Genomic DNA, 18813 nt, shown 5'->3' with positions numbered 1-18813 from the left:
AGAGTGAAACATAGAGTCAAATCATTAATTTTAGCCGCATCCGTAGTCGCTGTACCTGCCCAAGCAGATACTCTACTCGGTTTGTATGTGGGTGCCCAAGGCTGGAATATGGATACCGAAGGTGGATTTGCCAACGATGCTGATATAACCAGATTTAATTTTGATACTGAAACTAAGTCGAGTTTTTATGCCGCATTAGAGCATCCAATCCCGTTGTTACCGAATATCAAAGTTCGTCAAACAACCCTAGATACCAGTGGCGATATTACACTAAATAGCACTTTCACCTTTAATGGTGAGATTTTTAGTGTAGACACGGCGCTGACCACGGAAGTGGATATGAGCAATACCGACTTTATTTTGTATTACGAATTATTTGATAACGATTTGGTTAGTTTTGATTTCGGCATCAATGGGAAATACGTAGACGGTGAAATATTTGTCAGAGAAACGGCGGACGCCTCTAACTTTGCCAGAGAAGAGTTTTCTGGTGTTGTGCCTATGGTGTATTCAAAACTTTACATTGGCCTACCTTTTACCGGCTTAGGGGTTTACGCAGAGGGCAGTTATTTGGCGATAGATGACCACTCTTTGAGTGATTATGAAATCGCGTTAGCTTACGAATTTATAGACAATTTGGCGATTGATATGACGCTACAACTGGGCTACAGAGCGACTTCTTTAGAGTTGGAAGATCTAGATGATATCTACTCAGATTTAGAGTTTAGTGGTGCATTTGCCGGGATCGAAATACACTTCTAAGTCAATAAAGTTTGGTTTTAAGTCCAATAAGTAATAAAAAATCCTATTTAGGTCTTTCCTGTTAATAATAAAAAACGCTAACCTGCTTGCATCAATTAAAAGGTTAGCGTTTTTATGTCTTCAAAGAACAATCAGGCACTTGTGCCAACTGCTGTTATTAACGAATCACAATGGCAACAAATTAATAGCGCCATCGCGCCGCTAAACAATGACCAGCTTACTTGGATGAGCGGCTATTTGGCGGGTTTAGCACATCAACAAACCGGTGGACAAGTCGTTGCGCCTGCTGCAACTGGTGCCGTTGTTGAAAAGCAACTTACAATTCTTTATGGATCACAAACTGGCAATGCCAAAGGTGTTGCCCAAGACTATAAAGAAAAGGCAGAACATGCTGGTTTGAAAGTCAACTTACTGAGTATGGCTGACTACAAAGCTAAGCAGTTGAAAAGTGAAACTCATCTACTTATCGTGGTCAGTACTCACGGTGAGGGCGATGCGCCAGATGATGCAGTTGAATTACATGAGTTTGTTGGCAGTAAAAAGGCACCTAAACTGCCAGAATTAAATTTTGCTGTAGTTGGCTTAGGTGATAGCAGTTATGAATTCTTCTGCCAGACCGCAAAAGACTTTGACGCTCGTCTTGAAGCCTTGGGCGCCAAACGCATTACTCCAAGAGTCGATTGTGACGTAGATTACGAAACTGTAACCAACGCATTTTTTGATCAAATAGCCATTCAGTTAAAAGAAGAATTTGCCGCTAGTCAAGCGCAAGTTGCACCTGTCGCTGGGGCTGTAGTTAGTACTTCTGGAACGGCAAGCAAATCAGAATATTCTAAGAAAAATCCATTTACGGCTACTTTATTAGAAAGTCAAAAAATCACTGGGCGAGATTCAATTAAAGATATTCGTCATATCGAAATTTCTCTTGAAGAATCAGGTATTCAATATCAACCAGGTGACGCATTAGGAATTTGGTTTACCAATGACGAAGCGCTAGTTGACGAATTATTGAAGCTCGTTGCTGTTGATGAAAATGAAACCGTGGTGGTTGGCAAGGATACTCTTAGCGTTAAACAGGCGTTAATCGAAAAATTTGAGTTAACCTTGAGTTATCCTACATTTGTGAAGAGCTATTTAGAGTCTGCTCCGAATGAAAAATTACAAGCATTATTCGATGATAAAGCGAAGCTAAGAGAGTATTTAGCGGATAAGCAAATTGTTGATATTGTGACTGATTTCCCAGCAAAAATTAGCGCTGAGCAGCTGGCTAGAGCACTCAGGCCCATTACCCCAAGACTGTATTCAATCGCTTCGAGTCAAGCAGAAGTAGATGATGAAGTGCACCTTACTGTTGCAATGGTTGAATATGACGTCAATGGCAATGTGCGCCAAGGTTCAGCTTCCAACTTCTTGGGGAAACGCCTAGAAGAAGGTCAAGAGCTCAAAGTGTTTGTCGAACATAACAATAACTTCCGTTTACCACAAAACCCAGAAACACCGGTGATCATGGTTGGTCCAGGCACAGGAATCGCTCCGTTTAGAGCTTTCATGCAACAGCGTGCAGAAGATGATGCCGAAGGTAAAAACTGGTTGTTCTTTGGAAATCCAAGTTTTACTCAAGACTTCCTATATCAAACGGAATGGCAACGTTTTGTTAAAGATGGCGTGGTAGACAAAGTAAGTTTGGCATTCTCCCGTGACCAAGAGCAAAAGATTTATGTACAGCACCGCATTTTAGAAAATGGTGCTGAGTTATTTGATTGGCTAGAGCAAGGCGCGCATTTTTACGTATGTGGTGACGCGACCCACATGGCTAAAGATGTTCATGATGCACTTTTGACTGTTGTTCAAGAACACGGTGGTAAAAGTGAAGAAGATGCTGAGGCGTATTTAACCGAAATGCGTCGTAGTAAGCGTTATCAGAAGGATGTGTACTAATGGTTTCCGATAAAAAGTTTATAGTTGAAGGTAAATTGGCAGAAAACGAGCGTATTAAAGGCGATAGTAACTTTTTGCGCGGGACGATTGCCCAAGACCTTAAAGACGATTTGACCGGTGGCTTTACCGCTGACAATTTTCAGTTAATTCGATTCCACGGTATGTATCAGCAAGATGACCGTGATATTCGTGCTGAACGAGCGAAACAAAAACTAGAGCCATTACAAAATGTGATGTTGCGCGCACGTTTACCTGGAGGAATTATTTCTCCAAAACAATGGTTAGCAATCGACAAGTTTGCAGAAGAGCATAGCCTTTACGGCAGTATTCGTTTAACTACTCGTCAAACGTTTCAGTTCCATGGTGTATTAAAACCACACATTAAAATGATGCACCAAATGCTTGATAAAGTGGGGATTGATTCAATCGCCACCGCTGGCGATGTAAATCGGAACGTGCTGTGCACGTCAAATCCAGTGGAGTCTGCAGTACATCAAGAGGCGTACGAATGGGCTAAGAAAATTAGTGAACATTTGCTGCCTAAAACGCGCGCTTATGCTGAAATTTGGTTGGATGGAGAAAAGGTCGAAACGACTGAAAATGAACCCATTCTAGGAAATAACTATTTACCGCGTAAATTTAAAACGACAGTGGTTATTCCACCGCATAACGATATTGACGTGCATGCAAATGACCTTAACTTTGTGGCCATTGCTGAAAACGGCAAACTAGTTGGTTTTAACGTATTAGTGGGCGGCGGCTTAGCCATGACCCATGGTGATCACTCTACTTATCCTCGTAAGGCTGATGACTTCGGTTATATCCCATTGGATAAAACCTTGGATGTCGCAGCTGCTGTTGTTGGTACTCAGCGGGACTGGGGGAATCGTGTTAACCGTAAAAACGCGAAAACCAAATACACTCTTGAACGTGTTGGGGTTGAGAACTTTAAAGCTGAAGTTGAAGCTAGAGCGGGCATTGAGTTTGCGCAAAGCCGTCCGTATGAGTTTACTTCTCGTGGAGATCGTTTCGGTTGGGTTGAAGGCGTTGATGGCAAATACCATTTAACCGTTTTCATTGAAAACGGCCGTATTCTAGATTACCCAGGGAAAACCTTAAAAACAGGCTGTGCTGAAATTGCTAAAATTCACACTGGTGATTTTCGTTTAACCGCGAATCAAAATCTGGTTATTGCTGGCGTGCCTGCTGAGCAAAAACAGGTAATTGAATCTTTAGCCAGAACCCATGGCTTGATTTCAGATGACGTGAGTAATCAACGATTAGATTCCATGGCTTGTGTTTCATTGCCTACTTGTCCTTTGGCAATGGCGGAAGCTGAACGCTATTTACCTGATGCGGTAACGGATATCGAAGGTTTGCTGGCTAAACATAATGTCGCTGACCGCAGCATAATATTCCGTGTCACTGGTTGTCCTAATGGATGTGGTCGAGCCATGCTTGCAGAAGTTGGTTTGGTTGGAAAAGGCCCTGGTAAATACAATTTCCACCTCGGTGGCGATCGTCAGGGTACGCGTATCCCCAAAATGTACAAAGAAAATATTAGCGAGCAAGAGATTTTAGCTCACCTCGACGAACTTATAGGTCGTTGGGCTAAAGAAGGTAACCAAGACGAAGGTTTTGGTGACTTTTTGATTCGCGCTAAAGTCATCGCTCCGGTTGTTAATTCAGCCAAGGATTTTTATGCCTAACGCAGTATTCCAAAATTCAGCCGAAAATGCTCATGCAGCAGATTGGATTAACAGTCTGAACACTGAGCAATTCGCTGAGCTTAATGCAGATCTTGAAAAACAAACACCTCAACAACGGGTGGTTTGGGCGCTCAAGCATCTGCCAGGTGAGCACATCGTTTCGTCTAGTTTTGGTGCTCAATCAGCGGTGATGTTACATTTATTATCTCAAGAATATGCCGATATTCCTGTTGTCTTAACTGATACCGGTTATCTTTTTCCTGAAACCTACAAATTCATTGATGAGTTAACGGAGCGATTAAAGCTTAACTTGAAAGTGTATCGGGCTCCAGAGTCCGCTGCATGGCAAGAAGCTCGTCACGGGTTATTATGGGAACAAGGTATCGAAGGTATTGAGAAATACAACAAGATGAACAAGGTTCTACCTATGCAGCAGGCTTTGAAAGAGCTGAAGGTTGGAACTTGGTTTGCTGGTTTAAGACGTTCTCAGTCAGACTCTCGTGAAAACTTAAATGTGCTGCAAAGATTAAACGGACAAACCAAAGTTTATCCAATTATTGATCAGTCAAACAAAGCACTGCATCAGTACTTAAAAGCACATGATCTGCCTTACCATCCACTTTGGGAGAAAGGTTTTGTGTCTATTGGTGACTGGCATACTTCGAAAGCTTTGGAAGCTGGTATGAGTGAGCAAGATACGCGTTTCTTTGGATTGAAGCGCGAATGCGGGTTGCATGAGTTTGGTGACGGCATTTAGCGGGGATAAATCCCCGCCTACAATGTAGCATGGGCTTTAGCCCATGATTAATTTAAGAAACAGCCGGAACTTTATCCAATTTTGTCCTGAGTTTTTGTTTCAAAATCACTGGCATCATGACGCTCATGTAACTGTGATTCTGGTTCTCCCCAAGTTTTATTTACCATGCGACCACGCTGTACTGCTGGACGCTCAGTAATCTGATCTGCCCAGCGGATAACATTTTTGTATGTATGGGCTTCAATAAATTCAGCTGCATCGTAAGCTAACCCTTTGACTAAAGCGCCATACCAAGGCCAAGTTGCAATATCCGCAATCGTATATTCATCACCACACATGTACTCGTTGTCAGCCAGTAGCTTGTCGAGCACATCAAGTTGACGTTTTATTTCCATGGTGTAGCGATCTATAGGGTATTCAAGTTTTTCAGGTGCATACGCGTAAAAATGACCAAAACCGCCGCCTAACAAAGGCGCACTAGCCATTTGCCAGAATAACCATGATAGACATTCTGTGCGTTGAGTGGGGTCTTGAGGTATGAATTCGTTAAACTTTTCAGCCAAATACAACAGTATTGAACCTGATTCAAACACGCGAGTAGGTGGTGATGTGCTGTGATCAACAAGGGCTGGAATTTTAGAGTTTGGATTAGCGGCCACAAAACCACTGCTAAATTGATCTCCTTCTAAAATATCGACCAAAAATGCGTCGTATTCCGCTCCTTTGTGCCCTTTTTCTAACAGTTCTTCTAGCAATACAGTCACTTTAACGCCGTTTGGTGTCGCTAAAGAATAAAGTTGCAAGGGATGTTTGCCCACTGCTAACTCTTTGTCGTGAGTTGCACCGGATATTGGCCTGTTAATATTTGCAAATTTCCCACCGCTTTCTTTATTCCAAGTCCATATTTTAGGTGGGGTATAAGAGTCACTCATTTTAGCTCCTGATAAAATTAGATAAGCGTATAGGATCGCATAGAATATTTAGATTGGGGTCAATTGAAAAACTTAAAGTAATGAACTTCAATTTAATTCAAACTCACCTGAAAGTAATACTAACAGGTCATCAATATAGTGTTTATTGGCAGTGCTATTTATCAAGCGCGCTAGTTCAGAGCCAATTGAGGTAAATTTATAATATTGTAGGCTTAAGCCTCTTTTTTTCGGGGCTAAATGAAAGCTTTCGCCGGCACAGCGATATTGAAATCTACTCTGTATTTCAAGCTCACTAGTCTCTATCTCACTATTATAAATTAACCCTAGATCCATTAACGATAATAGGTCAGGGTAGGCTAAACCATATGCGGCTAAATTTATTTGTTCGTTTTTAATCAGTCTAAACACTGACAAAATATTAGGTTTTCGATGATAACCGTAGATGATTTTTAAACCGTGTTCACCTTTTCGTCTACTTGCCATTCCTACCGCTAACTTGAGGATTTTGGCATCTCTATGGGTTAAGTTTTTTAAAGTATGTAAGGTTTTAAGTGAAAAAGAGCCGGGAACGCTTATCTCTACTGTGAAAATTTTAGCCCATAATTCTTGCATTGCTGGTGAATTGATATTTTCTGCCATTTCGCTAAAACTGAAGAACCAATCGGGATCCAGTTCATCTTGAACTGCTTGCTCTTGGCTGAAATCTGTCGCTAAAGTAAGTATACGTTCTAAATTTTTTAATTTTCGTTGTGCTTTTACAAACTGATGGCGACTCACCTTTTTATGCAGGTCTTGTTCAATAGCGCTCTTTTGCCCTATTGCAATGCCCGCCCTACTAAACCATTGCAGCATTTTGGTTTTTACCTGTTTAGCGTGCTCGGTGCTGGCTTTTTGTGTCGATGACACCTGTCCTTGCGCAGTGCTTTTGGCAACGGAATCTTTCCCTTGTAAGAGGTTGGGAGGTGGGATATTGGAATCTATTTTCATATAAGTGAAATTGACCTAGATAATAGGAGAATGATTATACCCGAAATCCACAACAATTGACGAATTCGACTGACATTATGAAATTGTGACAAAAACAAGCGGTTTTGCTGAATTTTGCTACAATTATTATTCCTCTTTGCTGCATATTGAGATATGTTTAAGCTGTAAACAATAGTATTCACCAATTATGGTGTTCGTATAGTGGAAGGATGAATGTCTCCAACGGATTATGAAAATGATGAATTGATTTTCTTGGAAGAAGACGAATCACAGGAACAAGAGACTAATTTCGGTCGCTGGAATGTGTTAGTAGTTGACGATGACGAAGAAATTCATTCAGTAACCAGATTAGCTTTGTCTGATTTACAGCTCAATGACAAAAAGCTACATTTTCATCATGCTTACTCAGGAGAGCAAGCACTCACTATCATTGAAAAGTTAGGCAGTAAACTAGCCATTATTCTTCTCGATGTCGTAATGGAAACCGATGATGCTGGGTTAGTGGTCGCGCGCAAAATGCGCGAAGAACTTAAATTAATGGAACCCAGAATAATCCTGCGAACAGGTCAGCCTGGTTATGCACCAGAAGAAAGTGTCATTAAAGAATACGATATTAATGATTACAAAACAAAAACCGAACTTACTCGCAGTAAACTGGTTACTACAATAATCGCCTCTCTTCGTTCGTATCAGCAAATACTCACCATAAATCAAAGTCGCCAAGGCTTGGAAAAAATTATTCACTCCTCAGCTAACCTATTAGAAGAGCACTCAGTGAAGGGGTACTGCGAAGGCATAGTAACCCAAATTAGCTCATTAATTGGTCTAGATGCTGGCGGTGTTGTCTGCGCGCGGGCTGGTGCTATTTTAGATAAAGAAGATAACAGCGTGTATGTGTTAGGGGCCGCTGGAGAATTTGCCAAGTACATCAATGAAAGTTTGGAAAACCTGCACGATAAAAAAATCGTTGATTCAGTAAGTCGCTGTTTAAGCAAAAAACAACACTTATATGAAGACAATTACTCTGTCTTGTATTTAAACAGTTCCGGTTACGATGCTGCGGTTTTTCTCAATGCAAAAAAGCAGATCAATTCACTAGACCGAAAACTGCTAGAGGTGTTTTTACACAGTATTTCCATCGGCTATGAAAATGTAAATCTGTTCCACCAATTGCGCACAGCAGCATTTAAAGACTGGTTGACCAAACTGCCCAATCGTAATGAATTCATTAATATGCTTGATGAAACTGCAGTAATGACAAGTACCGGTTACAACGTAGTCGCGTTGCTTGATATTAAGCATTTTTCCGATGTAAATGATGGATTAGGACAAGATGCAGGGAATAACCTGCTAAAAGCTGTATCTAAGCGAGTTCAGGACAGTTTAGGGGCAAATGTCAGAATGGGCCGTATCGGTGCTGATGTTTTTGGTTTGATTGGTTCTGAAGAAGTGGTGAATCCTGAACGAGTTAACGCTTTGTTTGCGTTCCCGTTCAAGGCTGGAGATCACACCTTACCTATTAATATAACCATGGGCTTTTGTAAGTTAGTAGATGATGAATGCTCTGGTATTAATTTATTAAAACAAACCAATATTGCCCTAAATCGAGCGAAAAAAGATCTCAACACCAATTTTGGTTATTACGAACCGGAAATGGAAGAAAAGACGACTTGGCGATTAGGTTTGATTCGCCAACTACGAACTGATTTTTCTGCACGCAAGTTAGAAGTTTGGTATCAACCGCAAGTAGATTTAGTCACTGAACGTGTTGTTGGTATGGAAGCGTTGTTGCGCTGGCCAACTGAAAATGAGGGCTTTATTTCCCCTGCGGTATTTGTTCCGTTGGCAGAGTATTCGGGTCTGATTATTGAAATTGGTGCTTGGGTTTTAGAGGAGTCATGCTGTCATCTCAAAGAGCTTATAAACAAAGGTTACACCGATTTGCGCATGGCTGTGAACATTTCCATGCCGCAATTCAGAGACCCAGACTTCATTCAAACGGTTAAAACGTCAGTAAACGACAATTCAATAGTGCCGGCGCAATTGGAATTGGAAATTACTGAAAGTGTTGTGATGGACGAACCGCAAATTGTTGTAGAGTCACTCAAGGAACTTAAAGAGTTTGGAGTGAAAATCGCCATTGATGATTTTGGTACTGGATTTTCATCAATGAGTTACTTGCAGCAACTGCCATTAGATCGCTTGAAGGTAGACAGGTCATTTATTAACGAGATAAAGCCCAATAAATCTGCATTCATTGCCGAAACTATTGTAACTTTGGGTAATCGTCTTGGTTTACAGACAATTGCTGAAGGTGTAGAAAAACGAGAGCAAGCTAGCTATATGTTGAAGTTAGGCTGTGATGAAGCGCAAGGTTATTTATATGCAAAGCCGATGGCATTTGATGAACTTGTCAAATTTTTAGATAGCTATCAATAATATATCAAACTCTTTTTGCTCAGTTATCCAAAAGGAAATTGCTCATTCGCTCTAGGTATTATCCTGAATGATTGTTTTAACTTCAGGTAAAACAGATTCTTCAAACCAAGTGTTCTTTTTTAACCAAATATTATTCCGTGGTGAAGGGTGGGGTAACACTATGTATTCTGGCAAATAGTCTTGCCAGTTCCTGACTCTGTTAGTGACACCTAACTTGTCGTTTAAGTAGTAATTTTGTGCATATTGACCAATCAAAAGGGTTATTTTGGGTGTAAATGAAGATAGCAATCTTTGATGCCAAATCTCTGCACACTTCTTTATAGGGGGAAGATCTCCAGAAGATGACTTTCCAGGATAACAAAACCCCATGGGTAAAATAGCGACGATATTTTCGTCGTAGAAAGTTGCTTTATTCATACCTAACCATGTCCTTAATCTATCTCCAGAAGCATCGTTCCATGCTAAGCTAGAATTATGGGCGGCGAGACCAGGTGCTTGACCAATTATACAAATTTGGCTATTCGCACTTCCTTGAATGATTGGGTTAGGTTGCAACGGCAGAATATTCACACATTCTCGGCAGTTTCTTGCTAAATCAAAGTCATTTTTTTTCAATAAATTACACTCTGTCATAATACTGTCATAAAACTATGGTCCGAATTTGTTGGTACCACACATAGTCTGTGTTATATTCTTTTCATCGGAGAACCGATGAATTAATAGGAGTAACACAATGCGTAAATTATTTTCTCTTCTTGCCGTCTTATCTTTAGGAACGGTTGCGCATGCTCAAGCCGATCAGTTAAAAACCTTTGATTGTGTAGACAAGCAATCGTTTGAAGTGAATAGTCAATGCATGGCAAATAAGATTAGCCAAAATATGACTTATCGAAACGTGCAAATGGACATTGCTGAAAAAGCAAATATTCAAAGTGATGCAATTATGGCCACTATAAAATATTATCCAAAAGACGCGTTAATCGAAGTTGTCGCTCACCGAGATGCGTTAGCGGACCAATCGCTAACAGCAGCAGTGCAACGCTAAGTTATTAAGCTTTTAAAAAAACCTGACAATCGTCAGGTTTTTTTTGTTTCGTATTTTAGCTTTCGACATTCGCGGGGCTAAAGCACCCGCCTACATATAGCAATCAAACCCAACATCAAATTTAAATTGTAGCATGGGCTTTAGCCCATAGAATCAAACCCAACATCAAGTCTAATTGTAGCATGGGCTTTAGCCCATGGAGCCGAGAACAACATCAAATTTAAATGTAGCAAGGGCATTAGCCCATGGAGCCGAGAACAACATCAAATTTAAATGTAGCAAGGGCATTAGCCCATGAAATCTACCTAAACCGCAGGTCGTGCCATAAACATCACTAGCAAAAAACTTTGTTCAGTTTAGGGTTTATTAAAGCCAACGCTAAGCCATTTGATAAAGTTCGTAGAACTTTTGCTTCTGCTGCAACATACTTAATTTTAGTTCTTTGTATTTGTTTGCCAATTCAAAATTGTCGTAACTTTTTTTGATCCGCGCTTGATTAAATTCCAACAACTTTTTCTTAGTCGCATAATAATCACTCATTTTGGCAACTAGCACATCGTACTCGTGTTGTAGTTTAACCATAATTTCTTCAGCGTCTGGTAGATTAGAGATTTTCTTCTGCGTACGTTTCATCATCATTTCAAAACGGGCTTTTTCAATTCTTTCTTCAGGGCAACGACGAAGGTTTTTCGCCAGTTTTAGCGCACAAAGTCCACGAATCAACCACTTAGTTGGATCAAATTGCCACCAATGGATGCCGTTTCGGTAATCGTACTCAAAAATATGATGATAATTGTGATAGCCCTCACCAAAGGTGAAAAAGGCTAAGATACCATTGTCTCGAGCAGTGTTTTTATCTGTGTAAGGCTGTTTACCCCAAATGTGCGCAAGGGAGTTGATAAAGAAAGTCACGTGGTGAACAACAACTAATCTAAAAACGCCAGCTAGCAGCAGCATGCCTAATACGTCGCCATTTAAAAATCCTAATGCGATTGGAATTCCAAAGTTGGTCGCTAACACTATGGGTAAATAGTATTTATGTTGCCACATGACAATAGCGTCTTTTTGCAAATCTCTACAGTTTTTATAATCATCAAAGCGGTGTGACTCATAATCTCTGAGCATCCAGCCTATGTGAGAAAATAGAAATCCACGTTTAGCGGAATAGGGGTCTTTGCCATTTTGGTCCACAAATTTGTGGTGAACTCTATGATCCGAACTCCAGTGTAAAATACTATTTTGCAGTGCCATAGCACCGCCAACCGCTAATATGAATCGAACAACAGAATTGGTTTCATAAGCTTTATGGGACCATAATCTATGGTAGCCGGCCGTTATTGACATGCCTGAAAAGTAGATCAAGAATACACATGTAATCACTTCAAACATGTCGAAACCATTGAAATAGGCTTCTAATGGTACGCCAATAACAGCGATTACACCGGTAATAAGAAAGACCAATATGTTGGTCAGTAGCAGAGGAGGTTTATTCATTTAATATACTTTTGAGCTTACAACTGTACGCTAATTTATCCTGAGCTAGGTATTTTATCAAGTAAATAAATTGAAAAGACTGTTAACCTGAGGTGTAATTCAAGCTGATAACTTTATTATTAGTGTAAAACATCTGAGGGTAGTAAGTGATTCAAACTCGACAGCAACAAAAGTTAAAAACCCGTCGTGCAATCATAGATGCAGCTTTTGGTCTGTTAGATGAACAACATAGTTTTTCAAGTATGAGTCTCAGGGAAGTGGCAAGAGCCGCTGGTATCGCGCCTACGTCCTTTTATCGTCACTTCAAAGATATCGATGAGTTAGGGTTAACGCTAGTGGATGAAGCTGGGTTAACTTTGCGTCAATTAATGCGTCAAGCTAGAGTAAGAATAGCGTCAGGAGGCGGAGTTATTAGTACTTCCATTGATACGTTTATGGAATTTATCTCGGCTAACAGCAATATTTTTAGATTGTTATTAAGAGAACACACTGGGACCTCAAACGCCTTCAGAGCTGCTGTGTTCAGAGAGATTCAGCACTTTACCGAAGAACTGACCGACTATACTGTGGCAACAACTGGTTTAAATAGAAAACTCGCGAATTTACAAGCTGAAGCAATGGTTAAACTGGTGTTTAGCACTGGTGCTGAGGCGCTGGATTTAGATCCTATTCAAAGAGAACAATTGGCGATTCGATTAAAAATTCAGTTAAGGTTCATTACAAATGGCTCGTTAGAGTTCGCTAAAAGCAATGAACCTATTTAAATCTTGTTAGTTTTTTCGCACTAAATATACACCGGCTTCAACGTGGTGGGTATAGGGGAACTGGTCAAATAGAGCAAAACGATGGACTTCATGAGTTTTGCTTAATAGGTCCAAATTATTTTGCAAGGTTTCTGGGTTACAAGAAATATACACGATATTGTTATATTTACTGATCATTGAAACTGTTTCATCATCTAAACCTGCTCTTGGCGGATCGACTAACACTGTGCGGCAATCGTATTGGGCTAAATCCACCCCTTCTAGTCGATTGAATTTTCTTATCCCCGCTTGGGCTTGTACAAACTCTTCGCTAGACATACGAAGAATTGTCACATTGTCAGCCTGATTGGCGCTGATATTATATTGTGCTGCAGCAACTGAGGTTTTTGAAATTTCGGTGGCTAAAACCCGTTTGAAGTTTTGCGCCAAGGGAATGCTAAAGTTGCCTAAGCCGCAGTATAATTCGAGTAAATCACCTTCGCTATTTGCGGTAACATCAAGTGCCCATTCAAGCATTTTTTGATTAACCAACGCATTTGGTTGAGTAAAGCTATTTTCAACCTGCTTAAATTCATAGGTTCTTTGTCCTATAGGTAAACGCTCGATGACAAAATCTTTATCCACTATGACTTTTTGTTTACGGGCTCGACCCACTATATCTATTGGATAGTGCTGTCTTAGCTGTTTTAAAATTTTACTTATCTGTGCTTGCCAGCTTTCATCTAATGGCTTGTGGTAAAGCAGGGAAACGACAATTTCACCACTTAAAGTACTTAAATAGTCGATTTGAAATAGTTTGCGTCGCGCTATTTCATTGTCTTTTAATAGCACCACCAAATCGGCCATTACTTGATTGATCAGTTTACTCGCGGGAGGAAATTGATCGACGCGGTATTTCTCTTTGCTTTGTTGGTCGAACATGATGTGAAACAGCTCATCACCTTCATGCCAAACACGAAACTCCGCACGCATTCGGTAATTCAGAGTTTGCGAAGCGAACACTTCTAATTTGGGCATTTTAAATTGGCTAAACTGAGCGCTTAAAGCTGTCACTTTTTCATCGAGTTGAGCTTGGTAAAATTGGGGATCTATTTCTGTTGGACGCATCAAAAACTCGATTAGGTTGGCATTGAAAGAAGATTCGCGAATTTTAAAGATTTCCTGCGCGCTTGCAAATGCAATTTGGTTTTTGTTTTATCGTACATAGGGTAAAGCACTAATTTGACTGATTATTTCCCATATTAGCGGAGTTATTTAATTTAATTTCTCAATAAAGTGAATTTATAGCCGATACTATTACATGAGGATAGTGAGGTATTGCACATGAATTTCGGTGAAATTAAAGCGTTTATGGGAGATAAAACTCAGGTTAATCCCAATGACGCTGTGAAAAATCAATTGCGCGAAGCGGGTTTAAGACAAGCCGAAGCGGGTATAAGTGCGCCTGCAGAATCTACGGTTAGCAAACTCAGCTCGCAAACCACAGTCGGGTTAAGAATTTACAATAACTCGCTCAATCAAACATTACAAATTGATGAGACGCGGGCCAATCTTAAAAACCCAGAAGAAACTAACAAGAGTCTGTTTGACTTCGAGGAAGTGGCCAAGAATGTGCTCCAATTTGTTGGTGGAGTGATATCTGGCGCTGCTCGTAATGGGGCAGATGAAGAAACATTAGTTAGTTTATTCGAACAAGCACGTTCCGGTGTTTCTAAAGGTATTAAGCTGGCTGAAAAAGATTTATCTGGTTTTATGAACGAAGAAATTTCCGACGGAATAGGCCGAAGTGCCGATTTGATTGAACAGGGAATTCAGCGTTTACAAGATAAACTCTTCGGTAGTCAGAGTGATCCAGAAGATAGGGAATTGCAATCAGATACTTCGTTAATAACAGAGAGTCTTTCTGCCTCCAGCCAACAAAATGGCGAATTACAGATCCGCACTCGAGACGGTGATGAAGTGGTTATTCGTTTCGAAGATTTAAAACAATTCGAATTAAATCGACAGGTTTTATTGCAACAAGAAAAACAGATTAAGCAAGAACCAAACATTGAGCACAATGATGTATTGCCACGGGCTGGTATTGACAGTGCTGGAAATGAAACAGTAGAAACTGCCAACAACGAAGCTGAAGAAGTATCAGCTCAATCTAATACTCAATCTGAAACGTCTCAAGCCGCCACTAAACAAACAGAAGTGCAGCAGTCGGTGTTTATTGCACAGAATAATTACAGCTTTTCTGTATCTGGAGAGTTAGACGAAAGTGAGTTGCAGTCCATTGGCCAGTTAGTTTCTGATGCTAATGATTTGGCTACGACGTTTTTTGATGGTGATATCGAACGGGCCTTCGAACAGGCCTTAGAAATTGGTTTTGATGAACAGGAGCTAACCGGCTTCGCTTTGCAGTTAACTCGACAAGAGCAAGTGGAAGTAGTTAAAACTTACGAGTCAGTCTCACACTACAGCGATGAGCAAGGTAGTCAAGAACAGTCATCAAAGCCGGTGGAGAGAGTAAGTGATTACTTACAAAAAATGTTGAATGTGTTTGAGCAATCACAGCAAAAGTTAGCCGATGGTGATCAGTACGAAACTTTGATTAATAGCATTATTAATGAAGTGCAGGATTTGGGTACAAATGATTTGGTGTCGGCAATCAATGATTTTCATGCATTCAATAAACAGTTATTGAATAATTTGCCCACTGCAAATCAATCATCTGAATCTGAACAATAGTTTAGAGACTAGTGCCACAGTTTATTAACAGGCTGTGGCACTAGTGCATAAACTGAAGTGCCTTTGGATTAATCAGCCCCACTGATGATCTGAATTTGCGCGATATCAGTGTCACCCTTTAAGACTTTCAAAATACCGTCTTGGGTAAGAGTACGCATACCGTCTCGCATTGCCTGGGCTTTCATTTCTGTTACCGATGCTTCTTTGTAGACAAGCGAGCGAAGATCTGGAGTCATGGTGAGAAGTTCATGTACACCGGTTCTTCCTTTATAACCAGTGTCACCGCAATCATCACAACCTTTTCCTCGGTGCAACCTCAATGGCTCTTGAAGATCCAGTTCTTGAAGATATTCTTCACCGTATTGACGGCGGATAAATGCCATGTCTGTTTCGGAAGCTTCATATTCTTCTTTGCAGTTAGAGCATAATGTACGAATCAAACGTTGCGCCATAATACCAACACAGGCATCAGAAAAGTTAACCGGATCTAATCCTAAATCTAATAATCGGGTTATTGTTTCTGGCGCTGAATTTGTGTGCAGAGTCGAAAGCACCAAGTGACCGGTTAAGGATGCTTCAATACCGGCATGAGCGGTTTCTTTATCCCGCATTTCACCAATCAGGATGATATCCGGATCGGCCCGCAAGAAAGCCCGCAATGCATTAGCAAAGGTAAAACCTATTTTGGGACTGACCTGAACTTGTTGTAAACCAGGTTGGGTTATTTCCACCGGATCTTCGGCAGTCCAAATTTTCTTATCTGGTGTGTTTAAATATCCCAATATTGCATGCAAAGTGGTAGTTTTACCTGAACCAGTTGGACCTACAACTAGCAATATTCCATGGGGCTTTTTGATCATTACCCGCAACATGCTCATATTTTTTGGTGAGATGTTCATTTTTTCAATGGGCAAGGCGCCACCCGAGGCCAATATCCTCATGACCACGCCTTCGCCGGCTACTGTGGGTATTGTCGCGACCCGAACTTCAACCAATTGGCCAGACATTTTAAATGCCAACTTGCCATCTTGAGGGACACGCTTTTCTGCGATGTTCAAGTTTGACATGATTTTTATACGGGCAATGACCGCACTATGGTGGGACGCTGGAACTTGTGTAATATCTCGACAAACACCGTCGATACGCATTCGTACCCGAGTTGGACCGTTCTTTTCTGGATCCACATGAATATCTGACGCATTTAGTCGTTTTGCGTCGTGCAGAACACGACTAACCAAACGTACCACTGCAGGAGCATCATCCGACATCTCCTCACTGGTATCATCTAATTCTTCACTACTGGTACCAATTTCGTCCAGTATTTCATCCATCTCGCCTGGCGTACCACCACCACCGCCTGCCCCTAAATATTGTAAAACTTGATTGGGCAAGCCTACGGAGATTTCATAACTGTCTATCCCTAATGCGCTTTCAATTTCCATCAAAAGTGCAGCATTGTTAGGTTCTGCCATTAAAACTATCGGGTTTTCAGAGGCGTCTGCTAACACCACAACGTAGTTTCGTTTTAAATAAGACAGGTTTAATTTATTGCCACTTTGTAATACGTGATATTTCTCAGGAAGATAACTAATATAAGGAACTTGATAGTGAACTGATAATGCATTACCCAATTCATCTTCAGGGATACGGGCTTCTGATACCATGCGTTGGATTAACTGGCGGATATCTTTACTGGATTCAGTAAATTGTTTGAGATCTTTTTCAGACATCAATTTGCGATGAACAAGATAATCAAACGGATTACTGGTGCCACCTAACTCATAACGAAATTTATTGCCTAATATTTCTGACAACGAATTCGCTAAGCGCAGGTCGGCATCACCAAAGGAACCTACTTTTTTATTAATAATCTGCATTACGCCCATCAACACGCCGGCGTTCAAAATCGGCACACAAATGATATTTTCAGTTTTAAAGGAACTGTTTTTATCAAATTTGTCGGCAAACTTTAGGCGAGGATGTATTTCCGCGAGCTCTTGCGCATTATAAGGATCACTAATCAATAATGGTTTTTGACTCAGTGCAACATACCCAGCTATGGACTGGGGACTGATAGGAACTTTAATTTGAAGTGTCTCTTTACCCGTTTTAAAACGGGCAACCAAGTCTTGATGTTGACGCCTGCGTTGAAAAATACTCATACGCTGAGCTTCAAACAAATTCAGAATAATCGGTTCCAATTGCTGATAAGCATCCATCAATGAAGGATGTGCTTCTAACAATCTGTCTATTTTTTGAAGAGTCTCTTCAATAACAAGTTCTGTTGCCATCTACTACGGTCAGTGTCATTACTTATTCCCTAACTATAACTGAGTGTAATCATTAACAAAACCTAAGATTTAGATTGCTTCTCATCGGACTCGCTTGGTTTCACATTTTGATTGAATAAAAAACCGATAATGATGAGCAACATGCTAGAGTGTACTACTGGATTTCCAAATAAATCTTTACCATCTTCAAACCAGCTTCCTGCAACTTGAATGAAAGAGAGTGCAATTAAAATATATAGAATCCAGTTAACAAAAGTGATTATTTTGGGGTTCATTATTTAATCTCCATCGTGTTTTTATGAAAAGTTTTTGTTGAAAAGTGTTGGTTGAAAAGGAAACCACAGATAACGTATAACAATGCTGTTTGTAAATGTGGGTTACTAGACATGTCAATATCATCAAACAACCAACCAGAGGCAGCATTCCAAAGGTTGGTTACTATCATAAAAAACAATATTGCATTGGCGAACATGATAAATTTACGATCCATTTTATTTCCTATTGATTAAGAGTATAAAAGGGGACTAGTCCCCTTGACGTGTACTAATTAGTGAAATAGGTCGTATAAAGTGGTACCCAATTTATAACCAGCCTTACCACCAAAAACATATCCGATGCCGTAGCCAATTGAGTAGCCTATATCTTGAACTTCAAAGCCACCTGATACTTTAGATATATCATGTTCCTTAATCTCTAACATAGTCTTAGCCTCTAAGTTAATGAGTTGCGTCATAAATGCCGTAGCCGAAACCTGTGCCGAAGTTACTAAAAGTGGCGGTTAAACCCATATAACCACCTAACGTAACCATCCCTTTTAAAATCACAATCGGAGCTATTCCACCATTTACATCTTCTAATTGCATTTCATTCAATTCTCGCATTTGCGAATTCCTTTTGATTAATTAAAAATTACCGCTTGGTATTAATCACCAAGCGATTTAAAATTGCATTTCGATTGCTAG

At 40.4% G+C, this 18813-nt stretch carries 18 protein-coding genes; 8 read left to right on the top strand and 10 right to left on the bottom strand.

Features of this window, described 5'->3' with window-relative positions; all coding sequences use genetic code 11:
* Nucleotides 1–3: 3 nt before the first annotated feature.
* The 4 genes from ABWV72_RS10795 to ABWV72_RS10780 all read left to right on the top strand — a co-directional run bounded on the left by ABWV72_RS10795 (nt 4) and on the right by ABWV72_RS10780 (nt 5166).
* Nucleotides 4–762, top strand: coding sequence for a TIGR04219 family outer membrane beta-barrel protein (locus ABWV72_RS10795; RefSeq protein WP_342805237.1), 759 nt, complete (start codon nt 4–6; stop codon nt 760–762).
* Between the two features lie 114 nt (nt 763–876).
* Nucleotides 877–2700, top strand: a complete 1824-nt coding sequence (locus ABWV72_RS10790) for an assimilatory sulfite reductase (NADPH) flavoprotein subunit (protein ID WP_216048905.1) — start codon at nt 877–879, stop codon at nt 2698–2700.
* Nucleotides 2700–4409 (top strand): assimilatory sulfite reductase (NADPH) hemoprotein subunit, encoded by a 1710-nt coding sequence (cysI, locus tag ABWV72_RS10785; RefSeq protein WP_353370482.1) that lies wholly within the window; start codon nt 2700–2702, stop codon nt 4407–4409. Before ABWV72_RS10790 ends, cysI begins: the two co-directional genes overlap by 1 nt.
* Complete coding sequence (locus ABWV72_RS10780) at nt 4402–5166, top strand: phosphoadenylyl-sulfate reductase (RefSeq protein ID WP_353370480.1); 765 nt, start codon at nt 4402–4404, stop codon at nt 5164–5166. Before cysI ends, ABWV72_RS10780 begins: the two co-directional genes overlap by 8 nt.
* A 71-nt stretch (nt 5167–5237) precedes the next feature.
* Here the strand turns inward: ABWV72_RS10780 and yghU are convergent, their stop codons facing one another.
* Nucleotides 5238–6098: a glutathione-dependent disulfide-bond oxidoreductase gene (gene yghU / locus ABWV72_RS10775; protein WP_353370478.1), complete on the bottom strand. Its 861-nt coding sequence runs from the start codon at nt 6096–6098 to the stop codon at nt 5238–5240.
* Nucleotides 6099–6185: 87 nt separating this feature from the next.
* On the bottom strand, nt 6186–7085 hold the full coding sequence (locus tag ABWV72_RS10770; RefSeq protein ID WP_342805229.1) for a TIGR03899 family protein: 900 nt from the start codon (nt 7083–7085) through the stop codon (nt 6186–6188).
* A gap of 213 nt (nt 7086–7298) precedes the next feature.
* Here ABWV72_RS10770 and ABWV72_RS10765 point away from each other — a divergent pair, with 213 nt between their 5' ends.
* Nucleotides 7299–9524 carry a bifunctional diguanylate cyclase/phosphodiesterase gene (locus ABWV72_RS10765; protein ID WP_353370476.1) on the top strand — a complete coding sequence of 742 codons (2226 nt, stop codon included), beginning with the start codon at nt 7299–7301 and terminating at the stop codon, nt 9522–9524.
* A gap of 51 nt (nt 9525–9575) precedes the next feature.
* Here the strand turns inward: ABWV72_RS10765 and ABWV72_RS10760 are convergent, their stop codons facing one another.
* Nucleotides 9576–10157 (bottom strand): uracil-DNA glycosylase family protein, encoded by a 582-nt coding sequence (locus ABWV72_RS10760; protein ID WP_353370474.1) that lies wholly within the window; start codon nt 10155–10157, stop codon nt 9576–9578.
* Nucleotides 10158–10257: 100 nt separating this feature from the next.
* Between ABWV72_RS10760 and ABWV72_RS10755 the strand changes: the two genes are divergently transcribed.
* Nucleotides 10258–10569, top strand: a complete 312-nt coding sequence (locus ABWV72_RS10755) for a pyridine nucleotide transhydrogenase (protein ID WP_216048898.1) — start codon at nt 10258–10260, stop codon at nt 10567–10569.
* A 378-nt stretch (nt 10570–10947) separates the two neighbouring features.
* On the opposite strand, the gene ABWV72_RS10750 is transcribed toward ABWV72_RS10755, so the two are convergent.
* Nucleotides 10948–12063, bottom strand: a complete 1116-nt coding sequence (locus ABWV72_RS10750; protein WP_216048897.1) for an acyl-CoA desaturase — start codon at nt 12061–12063, stop codon at nt 10948–10950.
* Between the two features lie 146 nt (nt 12064–12209).
* Between ABWV72_RS10750 and fabR the strand changes: the two genes are divergently transcribed.
* Entirely contained in the window at nt 12210–12827 is a 618-nt protein-coding gene (gene fabR / locus ABWV72_RS10745; RefSeq protein WP_216048896.1) for an HTH-type transcriptional repressor FabR, read from the top strand.
* Between the two features lie 6 nt (nt 12828–12833).
* Here the strand turns inward: fabR and trmA are convergent, their stop codons facing one another.
* On the bottom strand, nt 12834–13934 hold the full coding sequence (gene trmA, locus ABWV72_RS10740) for a tRNA (uridine(54)-C5)-methyltransferase TrmA (protein ID WP_353370471.1): 1101 nt from the start codon (nt 13932–13934) through the stop codon (nt 12834–12836).
* 216 nt (nt 13935–14150) lie between these two features.
* On the opposite strand from trmA, the gene ABWV72_RS10735 reads away from it, so the two are divergent.
* A complete protein-coding gene (locus tag ABWV72_RS10735) occupies nt 14151–15560 on the top strand; it encodes a DUF5610 domain-containing protein (protein ID WP_353370469.1) in 1410 nt (469 codons plus the stop codon).
* Between the two features lie 68 nt (nt 15561–15628).
* Here ABWV72_RS10735 and ABWV72_RS10730 read toward each other — a convergent pair whose 3' ends face one another.
* From ABWV72_RS10730 to ABWV72_RS10710, 5 genes are all read right to left on the bottom strand, one after another.
* A complete protein-coding gene (locus tag ABWV72_RS10730; RefSeq protein WP_502902139.1) occupies nt 15629–17779 on the bottom strand; it encodes an ATPase, T2SS/T4P/T4SS family in 2151 nt (716 codons plus the stop codon).
* A gap of 134 nt (nt 17780–17913) precedes the next feature.
* On the bottom strand, nt 17914–18126 hold the full coding sequence (locus ABWV72_RS10725; protein ID WP_353370467.1) for a hypothetical protein: 213 nt from the start codon (nt 18124–18126) through the stop codon (nt 17914–17916).
* Complete coding sequence (locus ABWV72_RS10720) at nt 18126–18341, bottom strand: hypothetical protein (RefSeq protein WP_353370465.1); 216 nt, start codon at nt 18339–18341, stop codon at nt 18126–18128. Before ABWV72_RS10720 ends, ABWV72_RS10725 begins: the two co-directional genes overlap by 1 nt.
* A gap of 57 nt (nt 18342–18398) precedes the next feature.
* Nucleotides 18399–18551: a hypothetical protein gene (locus ABWV72_RS10715; RefSeq protein ID WP_353370463.1), complete on the bottom strand. Its 153-nt coding sequence runs from the start codon at nt 18549–18551 to the stop codon at nt 18399–18401.
* A gap of 16 nt (nt 18552–18567) precedes the next feature.
* Nucleotides 18568–18732: a class IIb bacteriocin, lactobin A/cerein 7B family gene (locus tag ABWV72_RS10710; RefSeq protein WP_353370461.1), complete on the bottom strand. Its 165-nt coding sequence runs from the start codon at nt 18730–18732 to the stop codon at nt 18568–18570.
* Nucleotides 18733–18813: the final 81 nt, after the last annotated feature.

It is taken from the genome of Aliiglaciecola sp. NS0011-25 (assembly GCF_040370605.1).
Taxonomy (GTDB): domain Bacteria; phylum Pseudomonadota; class Gammaproteobacteria; order Enterobacterales; family Alteromonadaceae; genus Aliiglaciecola; species Aliiglaciecola lipolytica_A.
The sequence above is the reverse complement of the archived record's forward strand: the minus strand, read 5'-3'. Positions and strand labels throughout refer to the sequence as shown.